This is a genomic window from uncultured Nostoc sp., assembly GCF_964245445.1.
Taxonomy (GTDB): Bacteria; Cyanobacteriota; Cyanobacteriia; order Cyanobacteriales; family Nostocaceae; genus Nostoc.
Genome location: NZ_CAXTNE010000139.1, coordinates 1 through 20339, shown reverse-complemented (window position 1 = coordinate 20339; position 20339 = coordinate 1). Strand labels below are relative to the sequence as shown.

The window sequence follows — 20339 nt, the reverse complement described above, 5'->3', positions numbered from 1 at the left end:
GGTCAAATATTCATAAATGTTTTATTAAGTGGGCAAACAGCCCACTTTTTTATTGTCAATCTCGTAAATATACGGGAACTTCTTGTTCTCGGTTATGGTCACTTGATACTACTTTAAACAGTAAGCAGGTTCCCATTATAATCCAACAAGCGTGTACATAGCCCAACCCAGGCATCCCAGCCCTTTATATCTATGTAACTTACCCTAACTCTTCGACATACCGCCGTTCGCATCTAAAGGTGCTTACACTTACTGTTATCCATTACCAGCTTCTCTTAAATTGTCTTTATATATACAATAATTATAATTTCTTAGTCAATTTAACGCAGACTTAAAATACTTTCAAATCCCGACTATGGATGTTTCCTCATGGAAAAAATTCGCACTAATCAACCAAATATTAGCATAATTCTTTATATATCCACTAAAACTTGATGATAGCTATATCAAACGGCACATTAAAGATTTTTGCAACCAAAACCCTATATACTAAATTAGACTTTGATAAATTTGAGAGTTTTGTTAATTACAACACCAAAAACTATTAATTTTTAGATGAAATACTAGCGTATCTTATAGTCTATAGTTTTTAAGGTTTAGTCAAAACTATATCCAGTATCATCAAAAAACTGCAAACTTCATGTGGTGCAAAAATCAATCGGGGAGTGGAAACATGAATTTACGTAGAGATGCATTGCAAATCCTCAAAGAAACTAGCCGAACTTTTTATATCCCAATTAGTCTTTTACCGCCAGGATTACAAGAAGCAGTAGCATCAGCATATTTGTGTATGCGTGCCATTGATGAAATAGAAGATCATCCCGAATTAGATAACGCTACTAAAGTAAAGCTGTTAAGAACGATTAGCCTGACATTACAGGCAGGGGTTGATGGCTTTGCGGTAGATGCTTTCTTTGCAGGATTTAGTGGGTATGAGAATACCTTAGAAGAAGTCACAGTGAGGATTAGAGAATGGTCGATACTAGCACCAGAGACCATTGCGCCTCGAATTTGGGATGCCACTGCTGCAATGGCAGATCGGATGGCTTACTGGGCAGAAAGAAACTGGAAAATTTATACAGAATCTGATTTGGATCGTTATACCTTTGGGGTTGCAGGTGCAGTCGGATTGTTACTATCGGACTTATGGACTTGGTATGATGGAACGCAAACTAACCGTACCCAGGCGATCGGATTTGGCCGGGGTTTACAAGCAGTTAATATCCTGCGTAACCATACTGAAGATTTAGGGCGTGGGGTAGACTTTTTTCCAGAAGGTTGGAGTGCAGAAAATATGCAAGAGTATGCCCGGCGCAATCTAGCCCTGGCAGAAGTTTATACCAAAAACCTTCCTACTGGCCCAGCCTTAGATTTTTGTCAAATTCCCTTAACCTTGGCTAATGGCACTCTTGATGCCCTTGCTAGTGGTAAAGAGAAGCTCAGTCGCAGTGATGTTTTTGCACTTCTCGAACAACTGATTAGTGTAAACATGAAAGCCAGCTAATAATCTCGTAACGACTAATGGAGATGATTTTAAATTGCCTCCAAACTTGGGCATCCAAAATTATACAGCGATTTTCTGTAAGAAAGTTAGTGTGGTCTTATATCAGGTTCGGTTAAACACTTATAATATCTGTAGCTTGGGGAGCCACTGCGCCCTTGCGGTTTCTCGACAACCAAGCAAATGGCGTATTAGAAACATAGACCCAAACGCGAACAGCGTCTGGTAAAGAAGGGGTTTTCCGCAGGGTAACCCAACATTTTATCCTTGTTCATGTTGGGTTTCACTGCTGTATTCCTACGGGGATCTTGCTAAAACCCAACTAACCCACATTGACAGATTTTATTATAAGTTATCACCCGAACTTGATATTATCCCTTGGTGCTAACCTCTCCCTTTGGGAGAAGAGAAGATGCCCATTGTAGGTGTAGGTCGATAGCGCGGCGTTAATGCTGCACTATCTAGCCCAAGCCGCAACTTCGACTTCGCTCCAAGTAGAGCAACTGGCGTTGGGCACTGCCCTTCAATAGCTTTAAATACCAATTCTTGAAAATAAGACTACAGAAACAATCTAGAACTTAGACATTGACAATCAATGCAAAATATGCATAAAGTTAAAAACTACATTTTTCGTAAGGACACAGCAATGTTCCCTACAGCATGGTCTATTTCTGATCGCAGAATAATTAACAAAAGCCTGAAACAACCTCAAGACCGTTAATTCACATTACGATGCATTTGTACAGTGTGTAAGTCTTAAATCATCTAAAAACCTAAATTAAAGCCGACTTTCACAATTAGTGAATGACATTAGCGAGTTGGTAAAGCAGCACGTTACGTGTAGAAAGCTTTAAGAGAGCATTATAACAAATTAGTATATAACGTGATGTGCAACTTATCCTTAGAACCCCGCTTCCATTCCTCTCCCCCATAGGGAGAGAGGCTTTGATTCTTGCTCCCCAACGCTAGTAGGGAAGGGGTTGGGGGTTAGGTCTGAGAGAAAGTTGCACACGGCGTTATATAGTATAAAGTAATTTAAATACTATTTAATATTCTGGGTATAATAACTTTATTATTTGGCAAAAACTTTACGTAATATTAGCTAAACTTTAAAAAATCTTCAAACCATTTCCAGCAAAAATTACCTGGCAAGAGTTGATTAATATCTAAATAATTGAAAGAGAGTATAACAACTCACCGTGATTCTTCGTGCAGCGAGTTGACAGTGCATGAGCTACTGCTTAAATCCTACCTGTCCCAATCCAGAAAATTTGGTATATAGCCAAAGGTGCCAGTCTTGTGGCTCGCAACTACTGTTGCGCGATCGCTATCAGGTGATCAAACCATTAGGTCAGGGTGGCTTTGGAGCAACCTTCTTAGCCAACGATCAAGGCTTACCAGGAGAACCGAGTTGCGTAATCAAACAATTACGCCCATCAGGAAGCGCCCCACACGTTTTACAGATGGCTAGAGAACTCTTTGAACGAGAAGCCAAAACTTTAGGTAAGATTGGCAATCATCCCCAAGTACCAAGATTGTTAGACTATTTTGAAAATCATGAACAATTCTACTTAGTTCAAGAATACATCAGTGGTGATACCTTACAGGAAGAGATCAAACTTAACGGCATCTTAAGCGAAACTGGAGTCAAGCAATTTTTGAGCGAAATTCTGCCACTATTGCAATACATCCATGATCAAAAGGTGATCCACCGTGATATTAAGCCAGCCAACTTAATTCGCCGCACTCAAGATGCCAGAATGGTACTTATCGACTTTGGTGCCGTCAAAAACCAAATCAGCCAAAGTCCGGTAAATCAATCAGGACAGACAGCATTAACTGCCTATGCCATTGGTACTCCTGGTTTTGCACCTCCAGAGCAAATGGCTATGCGTCCAGTCTACGCCAGTGATATATATGCACTAGGGGTGACATGCATTTATTTACTGACTAGCAAAACTCCTAAAGATTTAGATTACAATCCCAACACTGGCGAGATGATGTGGGAGCAACTTGTACAAGTGAGTGACCACTTGGGCAATGTATTGCGAAAAATGTTGGAGGTGTCTGTACGTAATCGCTATCAGTCAGCAACAGAAGTTCTCAGAGCATTGGAAATAGAACCATATTTAGAAAGTTTAGCAAAGGGTTTATTAATTAAATCAGATACTGGGTCTAAAGAGCGAATACACAACCATCTGGAAAATTCTGCTGTTTTATGTAACAACTCTTCTGCTGCTAGCAGTACAGGAGTGGCACAAGTAGCGGCAGCAATTCGCGCTAGACGAGCCAAGGCAGCAGCGGAAGCAGGTGGATTACACCAGGGTTCTGGGATGGCCAAATCAACAACTTTTGTTAACAGCAACAGTAATAGTTCACAAATTAAAACTTCTAAAGTTGAGCGTAAATTAGATACTCAAGGTTTATTAACTGCTTATCAGAAGGGAAGACGAGATTTTGCTCTACACAATTTAAGTTTGCTGAATCTGCAAGGTGCTGACTTATCCCAAACAAATTTCCATTCCACTCAATTGCAAAAAACCAATCTCCAGGGAGCTAATCTTCACAATAGTGACTTTGGCAGAGCCAGCCTCACTCGAGCAAATCTTAAGGATGCTAATTTGACCAAAGCATACTTTAACCATGCTGATTTAGAAGGGGCAGACCTGCGAGGCGCAGACCTCAGCAATGCTTGTCTTAGTAATGCCAACCTCCGAGGAGCTAATCTGTGTGGTGCTAATCTTACCAGTGCCAAAATTTCTGATGAGCAGCTTGCACTAGCAAAAACAAATTGGATGACCATCCGCCCCAATGGAAAACGAGGCTTGTTATAAGTTGAAAGTTTAAATTTGAAAGTTACTTGCTTGTCCTGCCTCCCAAACTAGTACCGTAAAGCGGAAATAAACCTACCATTTCATTACAGTCAGAAAGCCCAAAATTAAAGTATATGTGACTTTTTACTTTTGGCTTTTGACTTCCGCCTTGCGGTACTAGTTCCCACTTTTTTAAGGGTACTTAAGCCAAGTCTTAAACTCAACTGTATTGTTTTATAAAACTTACAAGCCTTCTATTTTCTTATGAGCTTGGATAAATCAGCCCTTATTCTTATCGAGAAAACTCAGATTTATTCAGAACTGACCAAATAGATATGATATAACAATCCTATTTAACTTGGAAGAATTGCAACCCAACCCGGAAATCCCCGACATCGTAAAAGTTGTCGGGGATCTTGTTGATCGCGAATAATTTGGGATTGTTATAGTTGGGTTAAACGATAGTCATAGCTCTTGCAAATATTAGTAAATATTCCATCCCTAGCAAAAATACGTAGAGAATTGGCTATTCTTAATCAAATCTTTATAATCTGTATCTGTTACAAACAACAAATGATTATTTACAATAAACAATAAAGCATCATAATACTTTTTTTTAGATGTTTCCATGCTTTTGATGGCTAGAAACAACAGGGAATCTCGCTTTTAAAAATTGTAAAATCTAACACTCTTAAGCCACTCAAGTTTTTAGATGGTAGCGGAAAGTTAAAAATTAATTATCCCTGGTTGTAGGCTGAAGCAGAATATTCATAACCGAAATCAGGTAATACAAGGTTTAAGTATAATGACTGACTTTGCACAAACGGAAATAGAACGGAGATTAACTTTATATCAGGTATTTCTTAAGTTGTATGAACACCATAGTGGACTTCTAGATGAAATTCTTCAGCTAGAAAACCTATCTCAACCGTCGTTGACAAGAGGGAAGGCATCTTACATACATGGTGTAGTGGATACTTCTGCTGTTTATTTGATGACTAATTTGTGCGACAATCAGACCCAAAGTTTACGGCAGCCACAGCAAATCTGGACAATAGGTCGTAATCGCAACAGTGGTATTTGTATTGTTGATAGTTATATGTCTCGTCGCCACGCTGCCATTCAATATATTGACAATCAAGGCTTCTACTTTATAGACTTCAACAGTACCAATGGCTCATTTGTGAATGACGATCGCGCTTTTGGGCCGATCAAGCTCAAAGATGGCGATCGCATCCGTCTAGGTAGTATGACTTTTGATTTTTTCATGAGTTCTACCTGCCGCGTGTTGCCAACTGTAGCAATGGAGTTATTGATGCAACTTATGCATCGAAAGAGGGGTAATCAAGTAGAAATACTTACTTATCCCTGTAACAGACCAAAACTTTTGACTGAAAAACCAGATGATAATTCAGAGATTTTCAGAAATCCTGGACTAGTTGAAAAGTTTGAAGATTCGTATGACAACTTCAGTTCGGAACAGAAATCAGAAATTTTAGACCGCTTTTTTAGCAGACAAATACCATAGAATCCCAGCTAAAAAATTGGAAATTATAGCAATTTTCAACAAAAATGGGCGTGAATCCCATACCTTCAAGAGGTGTCCGGGATAGCCGCCCCGCCCGCCGATTTAGTCATTAGTTACTAATGACTTCGATTTCCTCACCGTTATCAAAACATTGCTGTGGGATAAGTTAACTGCGTGAACTATACACAATTTGTAAGGGCACAACATTTTTGTGCCCCTTCTTTTAACTGATTCCAACGACAAACGCCATAAAAATAAAATGATTGCTTGTCATATAGTACAGCACGGCGTAAATCAAGCTACCATTTTAAAACTTGCAAAAGCCTTGATATACAAAATTTTTGACTTTTGACTTTTAAATTTTGACTTCCGCCTTGCGGTAATAGTGGCAATCATTTTCTTAGGCTTGCTATAACTCATCAATACTTTGGAGAAGGTGGGTTAGCTGTCTATGTAACCCACTACATATTAAAAGTTATAAAACCGCATTCCTTATTCTTCTGGCTCTAAATCGACTTCTTCCTCTTCATCTTCTTCACTGGCTTTAGCTACAGAGTTAGCAGAAACAACAGCACCTTTATCTAGTTTTTCCCGCACCAGTTTCTTAATTTCCTCAGCGAATTCAGGCTTTTCTTCTAGATACTTAATGGCGTTATCTCGTCCTTGGGAGATATTATCACCGTTGTAACTATACCAAGCTCCTTTGCGGACAATAATGCCAGTTTCTTCTGCTAGGTCAACAAGACAACCCAAGGTAGAAATACCTTTACCAAAAATAATGTCAAATTCAGCGATTCTGAAAGGCGGCGCTACTTTATTTTTGGCGACTTTAACCTTAACGCGATTACCAAATTCATCTGTACCTTTTTTCAAGGTTTGAATTCGGCGAATATCCAAGCGCACCGAAGCGTAAAATTTCAATGCGTTACCGCCAGTAGTAGTTTCTGGGCTACCGTAAGTAACACCGATTTTTTGCCGCAACTGGTTGATGAAAATTACTGTACAACCAGATTTACCAATATTGCCAGTAATCTTACGTAGAGCTTGGCTCATTAACCGCGCTTGCAGACCAACGTGGGCGTCACCCATATCGCCTTCAATTTCAGCACGGGGAACCAGTGCTGCTACTGAGTCAATGACTACAATATCAACCGCAGCAGAGCGAACAAGCTGATCGACAATTTCCAAAGCTGATTCGCCTGTGTCAGGTTGAGAAATCAGCAAATTGTCAATATCTACACCCAATGCCGCAGCATAAGTGGGATCAAGGGCGTGTTCAGCATCAACAAAGGCAGCAATACCGCCATTTCTTTGCACTTCGGCGAGCGCATGTAGCGCTACTGTAGTTTTACCGGAACTTTCCGGCCCATAAATTTCAATTACCCGCCCCTTGGGTAAACCACCACCCAATGCTAAATCTAGGGTGAGCGCTCCACTGGAAATGGTCTCCACCCGCATCCGGGTGGCATCGCCCAGGCGCATGATTGCTCCTTTACCAAAGCTGCGCTCAATCTGGTTAAGCACCATAGTCAGCGCTTTTTGCTTGCCAGAAGTATCCGTATTGATAGCCATTCCTGCCTCTAATGCCTCTAAATATATGGTTTTAAGGAGTGTTGCTCTGGGAGTTTGAGTAGAACAGATATACTATTTTAACCAGAAAATTCTGGAATAGGACTTCTCAAATCAAAAAAGGGGTGTAACAAGATCGTAACTCGATCGCTACCAGATTAGGGTAGTCTTGCACAATGATACCAACTTGCATTCAGAGATAGCTTTTTTTGGCAGGGTAAGCAAGGGTTTTCAACAAAAAATTATCTAAACAACACTGTCAGTAGAAGCATACTGGTGAGCATTGACGGGGGTTGCTAAATTAAGAGCGATCACCATGCCAATCAGCATATCATCTACAGAGACTTCATTGGGTAAGGCGAAGATGTTGACGGTTTCCAGGTAATAATCATGGGATTTTCAAAGCTTTGAGGGTGACTTCCACGCGCAAGATGTTATCTGCAATTTTGGCTTGTACTTGAGTTTGCTTAGGGAGTGAGGCGATTTACTGTTAGTTATAAGTTTGAATGTACAAGCTACTGAGTTGGGGTTATAGTGTTTGTGTCAACTAACCTCATATTATTGTTTTTTGTCTTTAATAGAAGTGTATTTACTTAACAAAATGTTCAGTTTTAGTTTTGTGTTAACTTAAATTTCCAGTGATTGAGCAAGTGATGGATTCACGGGGAATTATTGCTTTTTGCTGGAAGATAGACTGAAATTTTCAGTCTGGTAATCTTATAGATATCAGTTTAATAAGAGTTAGATTGCCTTTTAGCTTTGTGATATTGGCACTATAAACCAACAGTAAACGTCAGATAACTTTGAGATTTTTTATAATGAAAGAACTATTTAGTGGTTACTACAGTCCAAGTGAAATAGATTTTCAAAAAATTTGGCAATCAGCAACTTTTGTGCTAGATGCCAATATTCTACTTAATATGTATCGATATCCTGAAGAAGCACGGAGACAGCTTTTTACTGTTGTACAAAGTATAGCACCTCGTCTTTGGGTTCCATATCAAGCTGCACTTGAATTTCAAAGAAACCGCCTTACTGTTATTGCTGAACAAAAGAAACGTTTTTCAGATGTTCGTAAAGTTCTATAAAGTTCTAGAGCCGCAATGATCTCTGAACTAGAAAAATTACAGTTAAAGAAGCGACACTCATCTATTCAAGCTGATGAACTTGTTTCAGCCCTTGATCAACAAATCACTGATTTTCTAGCCAATTTAGACCAGCTTGAAGCTACTCAGCTATCAGTAACAGATAGTGATCCAATTAGAGAACAACTTGATCAATTACTAAAAGAAAAAGTTGGTGAATCTTTCTCTCAAGAAGAAATTACCAAGATATATCAAGAAGGAGAAATTAGATTTAAGAGTGATATACCACCAGGATATAAAGACCAGAAGAAAGAAACTGATAGCAAAAGCGATATTTTTTCCTACGGTGGTGTAATTTATCAACGTAAGTATGGAGATTTAGTACTTTGGAAGCAAATAATTAATAAAGCATCACAAGATTCTATTCAATCAATAGTATTTCTTACTGATGATGAAAAAGAAGATTGGTGGTGGATAACTGATTCTCAAGGTAAAAATAAGATTGGCCCACGTCCTGAATTAGTTAATGAAATTTCAAGAGAGGCTAGTACTAAGCTCTTTTATATGTATAATTCAGAACAATTTCTAAAGTATTCTAAAGAATTCTTAAATACTAATGTTACTGATGAATCAATATCCCAAGTTCGTGAAGTTGTTAGAGCATCTTTAGAGGGACGTTTAGCTTTTAGGCACTTAGAGCTTTTTGCGGCCAAATCTGTACTTATATGGCTTCAAAAACGTTATGCTAACTTTAGTATCCTGGAAAACAAACGAGGTTTTCCAGATTATATAGTTCGTGATTCAGAGTCAGAAAGAAATTTGGGATTTGAAATCAAAATATTTCGTGATCCACTTACTGCTCGATTCATTTTACGAGATCAGAAATATCGTGGTTATTATGAGACTAAAGAAGGTTCACTTGATGAAATAACGTTTGTATTCGTAATGCAGGATGAAGAAGCAGCACACCAAACTATCCAAATATTACAAAAAAATAATAGTCAACTCCCACCATGCGTGAATCTTATTATTGGAGTAGCTAACTTAGAAAAGGAAGATGATTTAACAGCAGAATTTTATCCCTTAGCAGAGTTTAATAGAGATGCATTATAGCTATTAAAATGTAGTGCATTACTAACAGTAATCACAGTCTGTCCATCTCTTGTAAGTTTTTGATATATTTTTCAAAATCATCTACACCATAGTGAACCGGAATTTGACGTTTTGCGAGTAGATACTGAAACGCAATGCGGTTCATCTCTACCAAACGACTGGCTTGAACGAAGGTGAGTTTTTCCTTCCCAAGGAGTATAGCGGCAATTTCTTTTTTCAGTTCAATCTCAGCCATGCAGGTTGCAGCTAAAATTTGATCAGAAATAACGATGTTCATTGCTGAATTCTTCTCTACATAACCATTCTATTTACATAAACGAGCAGCAAGTTCTGTTAAGCCAAAATTGAGATGAGAAGAGTTATCTGCTAAAATATAGTCAAAATGTCTAAAACAGTCAAAATTACTATGCAGATTTATACTCTCACAGATGCTCGTAACAAACACGGTGAAGTTTTTGACAAAGCTGCTACTGAGCCAGTTCTACTAACTAAGCAATCACGACCTAGCCATGTGATTATCTCAGCCGAGAGCTACCAAAAATTAATTAATCGGTTGGAAGAATTAGAGGATATGGTTTTCGGTCAAGCCGCCGAAGTTGCTCTAAGTCAATCCAAAATGATTGGTACAGAGGCTTTTACATCTGCACTAGAGCATTTAGCTAATGGCGAAGCTTGATGGTCTAGCAACTGTTCTTGATTTTCTGAACGGTTTACAGCCTAAAATAGCAGCACAGATTGCAAAAAAGGTTTTGGCTTTGAATGTTGAGCCTTTACCCACTGATAGTAAGCAGCTATCTGGTTATCAGGATTTATATCGAGTTGATAGTGGTGAATATCGAATTGTTTACAGGTATTTTCCTGAGCAAGATTTAATAGAAGTGATTGTAGTTGGTAAGCGCAATGATGATGATGTCTACAAAAGATTAAAGCGTTTACTGGCATAAACTTCTGTTTTCATTAAAATGCTAGAATCGCTCCAGCACAAATGCTTTTAGGCATCTTTGATGACTCTCGACCTTCCCGACTCTCTGATTCTCGATACAGCACTTTCAGTTTCTGGATTAACTGACTATATCCGCTTGCTGTTAGAGCAAGATGAACAATTACGGCAAGTTTGGGTAACTGGCGAAGTCTCTAGCGCTAACCACCATCGCAGTGGTTTATTTTTTACGCTGCAAGATACCGATCGCACCGCCGGAATTAAGTGTGTGGTATGGAATAGCCAATTGCCAAAACTCGCTCAGATACCCGTTCCCGGTGAGCAGATAATCATTTTGGGCAGTATTCGCCTGTATCCGCAACGGGGAGAGTATCAGTTATCAGTTTGGCAGACTCTACCTGCTGGTGTTGGTTTACAGGCGTTGCGCTATCAACAACTCAAAAATCGCTTGCTGGCTGAGGGGTTGTTCGATGCGCAAAGAAAGCGATCGCTCCCAACCCACCCCCAAACGATCGCTGTCGTCACTTCACCCACTGCGGCTGCTTGGGGTGATATTCAAAAAACTCTCAGACAAAGATATCCAGGTTTACACGTTTTATTTTCTCCGGCTACAGTACAAGGTGAGCAAGCACCTGAATCTATCGTTAAGGCTATTGATCGGGTGGAAAGAGATGGTCGCGCCGAAGTGCTAATTTTATCGCGGGGTGGTGGCGCGGTGGAGGAGTTGGCTTGCTTTAATGATGAACGAGTGGTGCGATCGCTTGCTACTTGTTCCATTCCTGTAATTACTGGTATCGGTCATCAAAGAGATGAATCTTTAGCAGATTTAGTTGCAGATGCTTGTGTGCATACACCGACTGCGGCGGCGGAAATGGTTGTGCCAGCACTTTCAGAGTTGTATACTGAGCATCGGGGGCGAGTTGTGGCTTTACATGAGGCAGTGCATGACTTTGGAGAAAATGCTGAGAATAAACTGCAAGTATTACGAAATCGTTTGCGACGTTTGCGGTTAGATCGGCAAGTGCAGCTGGAGGTGGACAAGTTAGGTTGGAAGCGTCAGCATTTGGTACAAATTACGACAGGGCGATCGCAGCAAGCAACGCAGTATTTAGAGTTGTTGCGACAAAAGTTAGCTAGTCTTGACCCGAAAGCGGTGTTACAGCGTGGTTATGCGGTGGTGAGGCAAGAAGATGGGGCGATCGCTCGTTCTGCGGCAGAGTTGGCTGTGGGGGAAGAGTTAGTGATTCAGTTGGGGCAGGGTGAGGTTAAAGTGAAGGTTATGGAAGTAAACGAACCGCAGAGGCGCAGAGGACACAGAGAGGTAAATGGTTAAACGTAAGAGTGCTTCTAGTTCTGAGGAAGGTTGGAATTATGAGGCAAAAGTTATTGAAATAGAGGGAATCATCGCTCGCATTGAGGCGGGTGAGTTGGATTTGGAAGCTGTGTTTGAACAATTTGCAAGTGCTGTTGAGTATTTGCGTCAGTGCGAAAGTTTTTTGCAGCAACGACAGCAGCAGGTAGATTTGTTGATTGAAACATTAAGCGATGAGTAGAAGCGAGAGCCTGCTGGTGTGGTTCTTCGGGTTTAATAAGTAATCAAGCGGACATCATAGCATAGTATGCTTAGATGCTTTTTAGCGGCTTGCCGTAGGCATCGCGTTTCAGATATCTAACCTAATACAATCCACGCAGATACACACCTTCAATCAACATCTGTGTTTGCATCGTCTTTTAATAGCACTTCTCGAATAATGGCGGAGCGCTCAAGAGCAGAGTGCGCCTCCTCTTTCAATCTTTGTGCTGCCAATGGTAGGTTGCGAGCCTCCATCCTTGAAGCCATGCGATGTGATAAAGAAGCTTTCTCTTCCAATGCCCTCAAAGTGATCCATAGCGCATCCTCTATGGCATCAGACTGTGTGGCTAGCAAAGTTTTTGCTGAATAAGCATGACCCGTGCGGCATCGGAAGCGCAACAAATTTCCCTCTTCGACTTCCCAAAGGATACCGCCGCAGTCAGGACAGGCCAAGGTTGATGGTTTACCGGGTCGATCGCTTTCGTTTTCTACTGCTTCTAAATTCAATTGCGCTATTTCAGTTTCAAACTCCATCTTGCTAGGTATGGGGTAGTCATAAAACAAGGCTATGGCAAAATCTTTATATAAATGAGGATTTTAGCGCTATTTTAGAAAGATTGATTTCTCTATGATAATCTGCGGAATGTGGGCTTTAACTCTATCCGCTCAATTAATTTACGATGTCTCAGCAACAGCGCACCCTTCTAATTGTCGATGATTCCCCAGAAGATCGAGAACTCTATCGGCAATATTTGTTGCGCGATCGCGAATATTCCTATACTATCCTGGAAGCAACGTTAGGAGTGCAAGGACTAGAACTGTGGCAGCGACATCAGCCAGATGCCATTTTACTTAATTACCGACTACCCGACCTGGACGGACTGGAATTTCTGGCTCAATTGCAACCCTCGACCCCACAGCCTTGCTTACCTGTGATTGTCGTCACTGCACAGGGCAATGAAGCGATCGCAGTTCAAGCAATCAAAGCGGGCGCACAAGATTATATTGTCAAAGAGCAAATTACCCCAGAAGGTCTGCAAATAGCAGTCAATAGGGCAATTGAAACAGTGCGGCTACGCACCCAACTACAACAGCGTATTGAACGAGAGCGCGTAGTCTCATATATTACCCAGAAAATTCACCAATCGCTGAATCTGGATGAAATTCTTCAGACGACTGTAGCCGAAGTCAGAGAATTTCTTCACACTGATCGGGTCTTGGTTTTTCGGTTAAAACTTGACGGCGATGGTACAGTACTAGCAGAATCGGTTGGGGTAGAGTGGCGATCGCTGCTTTCGTCTACTATGTATGATCCGTGCCCAGATGAAAGCTACATCGCCTCAAATCAACCGCATGTCAGGTACGATCCTACCTTTATCAAGGATTATATCGAACGCTATTATCAGGGGCAAGTCACGGCAGTATCAGATATTCATGATAGCAATATTGACCCGTGCCACGGTGAATTGCTGGCACAGTTTCAAGTCAAAGCTCATTTGGTTGTACCAATTCTGCAAGATAAGCAGTTTTGGGGATTGCTAATTGCTCATCATTGTACCTCCCCTCGATTTTGGCAGCCCTTAGAAATAGACTTGCTTAAAGAGTTGGCAACTCAGATGAGTATCGCCTTGCGGCAGGCAGAACTGTATCAGCAGGCACAGCGTGAACTAAAGGAACGCCAACAGGTAGAAGCGGAACTACGGCAGAGCCAAGAACGGCTGCGATTGGCACTACTAGCCTCTCGGATGGGAACGTGGAACTGGAACATCAAGACGGAAAAAATTTCTTGGTCAGATAACCTAGAAGCCTTATTTGGACTGCAACCAGGAGAGTTTGACGGCTCATTCGAGATGTTTGTGGCGCGGTTACACTTTGACGATCGCGATCGCGTGCTGGCAGCTGTAGCTCGTGCTGTCGCCACAGGAGAAGACTATGACATTGAATTTCGGGTAGTATATCCCAACGGCACAATTAGGTGGGCATTGAGCCAGGGCAAGGTGTTCTACGACCAACAGGGGCAACCGATACAGATGGCTGGTATTGATATAGATATCACCGAACGCAAACGGTCAGCCGAAGCTCTGCGCGAGAGTGAAGAACGTTTTCGGCAACTTGCAGAAAATATTGATGCAGTATTCTGGATCAGAGAAGTGCCTGAAAATCGAGTCAGCTATGTTAGTCCTGCCTACAAACGATTGTGGGGATTAGACCCAGAGGAAATGTATCAAGGACAACAAGCATGGATTAATCGTATCCACCCAGAGGATCGAGAATCGACCCAGAGAGCGTTTCATGAACAAGCTGTCGCAGGTAAATTTGATGAGGAATATCGGATTTTTTTACCCGATGGTAGCATTCGCTGGGTTCACGATCGCTGTTTTGGGCTTCGAGATGAAACAGGAGAGATTTATCGGTTTGCAGGTATTGCCGAAGACATCACTGATCGCAAACAGGTAGAGGAAGCATTACGCCAAAGCGAGGAACGCTATCGGTGCTTGGCAGAATTAATCCCACAATTAGTCTGGACAGCCAATGCAGAAAGAGCCTTACTCGATGTCAATCAACGTTGGTTGGAATTCACAGGATTAACGCCAGAGCAAGCCCACAGCATCGGCTGGAAAGAGGTTGTCCATCCAGAAGATGTAATTATTATGGCTCAACGGTGGAGCGAGGCAGCACAACAGGGTACTTCTTATCAAGCCGAAGGTCGTATGCGGCGCTCAGATGGTGTCTATCGCTGGCATCTACACCAAGCAATTGGGCAAAAGGATAAACAAGGCCAAATTGTCAAATGGTTTGGCAGTGCAACTGATATCGAAGCCCAAAAACAACTCGAAGCCGAACGCGATCGCCTATTCCAGCTAGAGCAAGCCGCGCGGGCTGAAGCAGAACATGCCAATCGCATCAAAGATGAGTTTCTTGCCATTCTCTCCCACGAATTGCGATCGCCTCTCAACCCCATTCTCGGCTGGACAAAACTGCTGCAAACTCGCAAATTTAATGAAACTAAAACAGCTGAAGCCTTAGCCACCATCGAACGCAACGTTAAACTGCAAACTCAACTAATTGATGACTTGCTCGATGTCGCCAAGATTCTGCGCGGCAAACTCAGCATTGATGTTACTCCTGTGAATCTGGCATCTGTCATTGAATCTGCGATCGACACGGTAAGTACAGCAGCTGTTGCTAAATCAATACTCTTGCATCCAGTTCTGCCGAATATTGGACAGGTTTGTGGAGATTCCAACCGTCTGCAACAGATCGTTTGGAATTTACTTTCTAATGCTATCAAGTTTACTCCCGAAGGCGGACGGGTAGAAATCCGACTAAAGCAAGTCAACGATCAAGCACAGATTATCGTCAGCGACACTGGCAAAGGTATTAACCCTGACTTTCTCCCGTATATTTTTGAATCATTCCGTCAGGAAGATGTCTCAATTACTCGCAAGTATGGGGGGTTAGGATTGGGGTTGGCGATCGTCCGTCAGTTAGTTGAGGCTCATGGCGGCACGATCGCGGCTGATAGTCCTGGTGAAGGCTTTGGAGCCACCTTTACAGTCCAGTTGCCACTGCTGAATGTTGAATCGAAAATCAAGCAGATAGATGAGTTGTCACAACAAGCACTCAAACTCACGGGGATTCGAGTCCTCGCAGTTGATGATGACCCTGATACTCGTGAACTATTAACAGTATTGCTTGCTGAATACGGAGCGCAAGTCCTGACTGTTTCCTCTGCGGCAGAAGTGTTGGCAAATCTGGAGTCCTTTCAACCCGATGTCTTAGTCAGTGATATTGGAATGCCCGAAGTCGATGGCTATTGCTTGATTCAACAAATCCGCACTTTAACCCCTGAAAAAGGGGGACACATTCTGGCGATCGCTTTGACTGCTTATGCCAGAGTTGATGATTACCAGCAAGCCATAACCAGTGGTTATCAACGGCATATTACCAAGCCCCTTAATCCACAAGAGTTAGTTCAAGCTGTGCTGGCACTTGCACACAGTAAATCATCCATTCCTTAAAATGATTCTGTTCTATATACTTAGCGAGGGAGGCAGGAGGCACAGGAAAACTGAGTAAATCGCAAAGCTTTTTTCAAAGGCGATCGCTAACTATAGTCAAATATTGCATATTCACTCTTGAAATTTATCTATGGCGATCGTAGTGGAGAATAGTCATTTTTGGGTAGTGAGGTTGTGCCAGTACAAAACTCCTATTTACCCACATTTCACCATAAATAACAAACCCCAAAAATCCCTCAACCAATCTGGAAGAGAGATTATTTGTAGCTACCTGCAATAATAATCGTTCAAACCAATCATTGCAGATTGGTTGCATTTAATCCTAGCTGAAGCGCAATTATATTTGCAGATAATCCTAGTTTATTTTCCATGAAGGGTTAAGTTTTGTGAGATTAATGCTGTTTATAAGAGGTTCCTACCCCATTCAAATATGCTGTTAATTAGCGGTCACACGCCGTCGAACTGACGTTAAATTAACTTAATTCTGCACTGAACCATAGTTTGACAAGGAGTGATGGACATGCCACCTATTAACGGTACTTTTGGTAACGACAATCTAAATGGGACTCCAGAAACTGATTCCATTTTCGGCGATTTAGGTGATGACACTCTCAATGGTCTTGGTGGTGATGATGAGTTTGTCTTCAACAATGTAATTGATGTCCTCGTTTTTTATTCTGAAATATACGTCTATAGTACTGATGGTTTTGACATCATAAAAAGCTCCTCTTTTGAGAGTAAGATTATCAGTATTGACCCTGTGAATTACAACCGTAACCATGTAGATATAGTTGCAAATGTAATGGGCAATAATAACGAGGTATTTAGTCCCGGAAAAACCGAATCCATCTACGGCACTACAGGTTCTGACACAATCCAAGGAACCTCGGCAGACGAGATTATTTATGGTTTAGAAGGCAACGATGTACTGTATGGCAACGATGGTTACGATATGCTGTATGGTGATTCGGGCAATGACAGCCTTTACGGTGGTGCCATTCCTAACATACTGTACGGTGGTTTGGGCAATGATTATTTGAATAGCGGAAAAGGCGGCGGCGGACTGTATGGCGAGGAAGGTGATGACATCCTTGATGGCAGCAAGGGGCTTGCTGTCCTACGTGGTGGAATTGGCAACGACACTTATATTACTTATGTATTCGGGTCTGAGGACAATCTAATCATCGATCAGTTTGCGAATCACATCATAACAGTTGGTATTATAGAAGACTTGAACGAAGGAACCGATACGGTTGAGTCTTCGTTTAGTTACAAATTGGGTGACAACTTTGAGAACTTGGTTCTCACAGGTAGCAGCGATATTGATGGCATAGGCAACGCCCTGGACAATCAAATTGAGGGGAATGGCAGTCACAACTTTTTGCTTGGCGACGATGGCAATGACCACTTGCTTGGCTATGGGGACTACGACGTTTTGGTTGGTGCGGCTGGTAACGACACACTCGAAGGCGGTGCTGGTAATGACTTCCTAAATGGGGGTTCTGGTAACGACACACTCGTTGGCGATGCTGGTAACAACACACTCACAGGCGATGCTGGTGCTGATACATTTGTCTTCAACTTCAGGTCTGAAGGCATTGACATCATTAAAGACTTCAGCTACTGGCAGATCGACAAAATTCAGATTTCTACAATTGGGTTTGGCGCTACTTCCACTAACGAGTTCAGTTACAACCGCAACACTGGTGCCTTGTCCTTTCAGGGAACCCAATTCGCCACTCTTGAGAACAAGCCTAATTTCATACCCACTTTCGATATTGAGCTTGTCTCTGAGGGTCTAACCTCTTCAATTAGCTAAAAATAGTACAATTTTTTGTGAAGATTAAAAAATCAATTAAGCGATCGCCATTCCGTTAAGAGTCTTTGGTCACTTCTAAATAGCGGTTTCAACTCTTTTACCCACATTTTTGTCACAGTTAAACTGTCACACTTACCGACATCCCGCTCAGAACTAAAGTTCTGCGGCTCATGGCTAAAGTCCACTTAAGTCGACTTCAGCTATGAGACTCGGAATTCATTCCGAGGCGGAATAGAAACGCAGTGCAAGATTTATTAATTCGGTTGGTGGATGTTGTGGAGACATGTTAACCGCGATCGCAAGCAGTAAAGGAGTTTAAATAGATTGTATTCTTCTAGAGACGACGATTCATCGCATCTCTTGCCTTAAGCGAACATTATTCCCACGTCTCTACATTGTTTTTCGGTGTTACGTCTCTGTAGACATCGCTCAAATTTAAACATTAGTTGTCAAAATTTGAACGTTTGCAGCTAATGCTCTTCCATATATAAGAAACGCTTAAGTATTTGCAGCAAATGTATAATTAGTTGTTGCAAACGCTTAATACTTTGCAACAAATGCTCTTCCATGTATAAGAAAGGCTTAAGCATTTGCAGCAAATATATAATTAGTTGTTGCAATCGCTTAATACTTTGCAACAAATGCTCTTTCATGTATAAGAAACGTTTAAGCATTTGTAGCAATCATTGTAATGAACTTATAAATCTATTTATTACATGAAATATAACAGCAAAGTCAGTTGTCATTTGTCATTAGTTATTCTCCTCCTGCTTCCCCTGCCTCTTTTCCAGGAGGAATACTCTTCTGTATATCTCCTGACTTTTTTGTTAAATCAGGCTCTACATCTATGTTTTCTTTAGATAAGCGCAAAAAGGACATAAACTTTTTGATGGTAAAGCGAAGCACAAGAGGTAGTTATGGCTAAATTTCTTTTTGTAACTGACTTAGATGACACCCTCGTGTATCGCACAGTGGGTGATGACAGCGCTTTAGCAGAACTAAATCAACTGCTGGAAAGACATCGCCAAGAATACGGTACGAAAATTGTTTATTCTACCGGGCGATCGCCTGTACTTTATAAAGAACTTCAAGCTCAAAAAAATCTTTTGGAACCCGATGCCCTCGTTCTTTCTGTGGGTACAGAAATTTACCTGAATGGTACTGATACTCCAGACTCAGGTTGGTCAGAAATCCTCTCTCCGGGATGGGAACGGGAAACTGTATTATCTATTACTAAAAAATACCGTGAGTTAATTCGGCAACCAGATTCAGAACAGCGTCCCTTTAAAGTGAGTTTTTTTTTAGAACAAGATGCATCTGCGAATGTTCTACCACAACTTGAAGCCCAGTTGCAGAAATATAAATTAAATGTAAAGTTAATCTACAGTAGCGGTATTGACCTTGACATTGTACCCCATAGCAGCGATAAAGGTCAGGCAATGCAGTTTTTACGACAGAAGTGGAAATTTGCAGCAGAACAAACAGTTGTCTGTGGTGATTCAGGTAATGATATTGCTTTATTTGCTGTAGGCAACGCACAGGGAATCATTGTGGGGAATGCCCGAAAAGAGTTACTCCAATGGCACAATGAGCATCCCTCTGAATACCGCTACCTGGCAAAAGATTTTTGTGCAGGTGGAATTATTGAAGGCTTAAATTATTTTGGTTTTTTGTAATGATTAGTTATCTAAAAGGTATAGTCGCTGGTATCCAAACAATTGGCGCTAATCGTGTGATTCTGACTTTAGAAGTAAATGGCTTGGGGTATGATTTGCAAGTTCCTCAACGGCTAGCAAACCAGTTACCAGAGTCAGGAGGAGTGGCGCAAATTTTTACCCATTTCCAAATTCGTGAAGAAGTGCCTTTTCTATATGGCTTTGCTTCGCCAGCCGAACGCGATTTATTTCGCCACTTACTGACTGTTACTGGTATTGGTGCAGCCTTAGCGATCGCACTCCTGGACACTCTGGAACTACCAGATTTAGTCCAAGCAATTATCGCAGGCAATACACAAATCTTAATTCAGGCTCCCGGTGTCGGTAAAAAAATTGCTGAACGCATCTGTTTGGAACTGAAAAGCAAATTAGTCGAGTGGCGCAAATCAGCCGGGTTCTTCGTCGCCACAGGTGGGCCAGCACCGGGAATTCTCGAAGAGGTGCAAATGACCCTCTTCGCCTTGGGATATACTGCCCATGAGGTCAGTCACGCCCTGCATGTAGTAAGTGAAGATATTGGACTATCCAAAGATGCTTATGTCGAAGATTGGATTAAACAAGCGATCGCTCATCTTAGCAGCGAACAAGTTTAATTGTCATTAGTCATTAGTCATTAGTCATTTGTCATTAGTCATTAGTTACTCTCCCCCTGCCCCCTGCC

16 protein-coding genes and 1 pseudogene are annotated in these 20339 nt (G+C 41.5%); 12 read left to right on the top strand and 5 right to left on the bottom strand.

The annotated features are described in order from the left end of the window. Positions 1–673: 673 nt before the first annotated feature. The 3 genes from ACFE90_RS21830 to ACFE90_RS21820 all read left to right on the top strand — a co-directional run bounded on the left by ACFE90_RS21830 (position 674) and on the right by ACFE90_RS21820 (position 5842). Positions 674–1504: a squalene/phytoene synthase family protein gene (locus tag ACFE90_RS21830; RefSeq protein WP_375504229.1), complete on the top strand. Its 831-nt coding sequence runs from the start codon at positions 674–676 to the stop codon at positions 1502–1504. Between the two features lie 1226 nt (positions 1505–2730). Next, positions 2731–4335, top strand: coding sequence for a pentapeptide repeat-containing protein (locus tag ACFE90_RS21825; RefSeq protein ID WP_375504227.1), 1605 nt, complete (start codon positions 2731–2733; stop codon positions 4333–4335). 784 nt (positions 4336–5119) lie between these two features. Then, the gene (locus tag ACFE90_RS21820) at positions 5120–5842 is read left to right on the top strand and encodes an FHA domain-containing protein (protein WP_375504225.1); all 723 of its coding nucleotides are present in this window, start codon (positions 5120–5122) and stop codon (positions 5840–5842) included. Between the two features lie 492 nt (positions 5843–6334). On the opposite strand, the gene recA is transcribed toward ACFE90_RS21820, so the two are convergent. Beyond that, positions 6335–7414 (bottom strand): recombinase RecA, encoded by a 1080-nt coding sequence (gene recA / locus ACFE90_RS21815; protein ID WP_375504223.1) that lies wholly within the window; start codon positions 7412–7414, stop codon positions 6335–6337. 815 nt (positions 7415–8229) lie between these two features. On the opposite strand from recA, the pseudogene ACFE90_RS21810 reads away from it, so the two are divergent. Further along, positions 8230–9609, top strand: a pseudogene (locus ACFE90_RS21810) (PIN-like domain-containing protein). Between the two features lie 31 nt (positions 9610–9640). Here the strand turns inward: ACFE90_RS21810 and ACFE90_RS21805 are convergent. After that, a complete protein-coding gene (locus ACFE90_RS21805) occupies positions 9641–9886 on the bottom strand; it encodes a UPF0175 family protein (protein ID WP_375504221.1) in 246 nt (81 codons plus the stop codon). Positions 9887–9991: 105 nt separating this feature from the next. On the opposite strand from ACFE90_RS21805, the gene ACFE90_RS21800 reads away from it, so the two are divergent. Genes ACFE90_RS21800 through xseB form a run of 4 tightly spaced genes read left to right on the top strand, consistent with a single transcriptional unit; the run spans position 9992 to position 12102 of the window. Next, the gene (locus ACFE90_RS21800) at positions 9992–10285 is read left to right on the top strand and encodes a type II toxin-antitoxin system Phd/YefM family antitoxin (protein ID WP_375504219.1); all 294 of its coding nucleotides are present in this window, start codon (positions 9992–9994) and stop codon (positions 10283–10285) included. Beyond that, positions 10272–10553 (top strand): type II toxin-antitoxin system RelE/ParE family toxin, encoded by a 282-nt coding sequence (locus ACFE90_RS21795; RefSeq protein WP_375504217.1) that lies wholly within the window; start codon positions 10272–10274, stop codon positions 10551–10553. Before ACFE90_RS21800 ends, ACFE90_RS21795 begins: the two co-directional genes overlap by 14 nt. A gap of 60 nt (positions 10554–10613) precedes the next feature. Next, positions 10614–11882 carry an exodeoxyribonuclease VII large subunit gene (gene xseA, locus ACFE90_RS21790; protein WP_375504215.1) on the top strand — a complete coding sequence of 423 codons (1269 nt, stop codon included), beginning with the start codon at positions 10614–10616 and terminating at the stop codon, positions 11880–11882. Next, the gene (gene xseB, locus ACFE90_RS21785; protein ID WP_375504213.1) at positions 11875–12102 is read left to right on the top strand and encodes an exodeoxyribonuclease VII small subunit; all 228 of its coding nucleotides are present in this window, start codon (positions 11875–11877) and stop codon (positions 12100–12102) included. Before xseA ends, xseB begins: the two co-directional genes overlap by 8 nt. A gap of 149 nt (positions 12103–12251) precedes the next feature. On the opposite strand, the gene ACFE90_RS21780 is transcribed toward xseB, so the two are convergent. Continuing rightward, on the bottom strand, positions 12252–12656 hold the full coding sequence (locus tag ACFE90_RS21780) for a hypothetical protein (protein ID WP_375504211.1): 405 nt from the start codon (positions 12654–12656) through the stop codon (positions 12252–12254). 146 nt (positions 12657–12802) lie between these two features. On the opposite strand from ACFE90_RS21780, the gene ACFE90_RS21775 reads away from it, so the two are divergent. Both ACFE90_RS21775 and ACFE90_RS21770 read left to right on the top strand, forming a co-directional pair. Then, positions 12803–16144, top strand: a complete 3342-nt coding sequence (locus ACFE90_RS21775) for a PAS domain-containing protein (RefSeq protein ID WP_375504209.1) — start codon at positions 12803–12805, stop codon at positions 16142–16144. A gap of 520 nt (positions 16145–16664) precedes the next feature. Next, positions 16665–17963 carry a calcium-binding protein gene (locus tag ACFE90_RS21770; protein WP_375504207.1) on the top strand — a complete coding sequence of 433 codons (1299 nt, stop codon included), beginning with the start codon at positions 16665–16667 and terminating at the stop codon, positions 17961–17963. A 32-nt stretch (positions 17964–17995) separates the two neighbouring features. Here the strand turns inward: ACFE90_RS21770 and ACFE90_RS21765 are convergent, their stop codons facing one another. After that, on the bottom strand, positions 17996–18148 hold the full coding sequence (locus ACFE90_RS21765; protein WP_375504205.1) for a hypothetical protein: 153 nt from the start codon (positions 18146–18148) through the stop codon (positions 17996–17998). A 571-nt stretch (positions 18149–18719) separates the two neighbouring features. Beyond that, positions 18720–18842, bottom strand: coding sequence for a hypothetical protein (locus ACFE90_RS21760; RefSeq protein WP_375504203.1), 123 nt, complete (start codon positions 18840–18842; stop codon positions 18720–18722). Positions 18843–18880: 38 nt separating this feature from the next. Here ACFE90_RS21760 and ACFE90_RS21755 point away from each other — a divergent pair, with 38 nt between their 5' ends. Beyond that, positions 18881–19639 carry a sucrose-phosphate phosphatase gene (locus ACFE90_RS21755; RefSeq protein ID WP_375504201.1) on the top strand — a complete coding sequence of 253 codons (759 nt, stop codon included), beginning with the start codon at positions 18881–18883 and terminating at the stop codon, positions 19637–19639. Continuing rightward, positions 19639–20271: a Holliday junction branch migration protein RuvA gene (gene ruvA, locus ACFE90_RS21750; protein WP_375504199.1), complete on the top strand. Its 633-nt coding sequence runs from the start codon at positions 19639–19641 to the stop codon at positions 20269–20271. The genes ACFE90_RS21755 and ruvA overlap by 1 nt, the downstream gene beginning before the upstream one ends. Positions 20272–20339 lie beyond the last annotated feature (68 nt).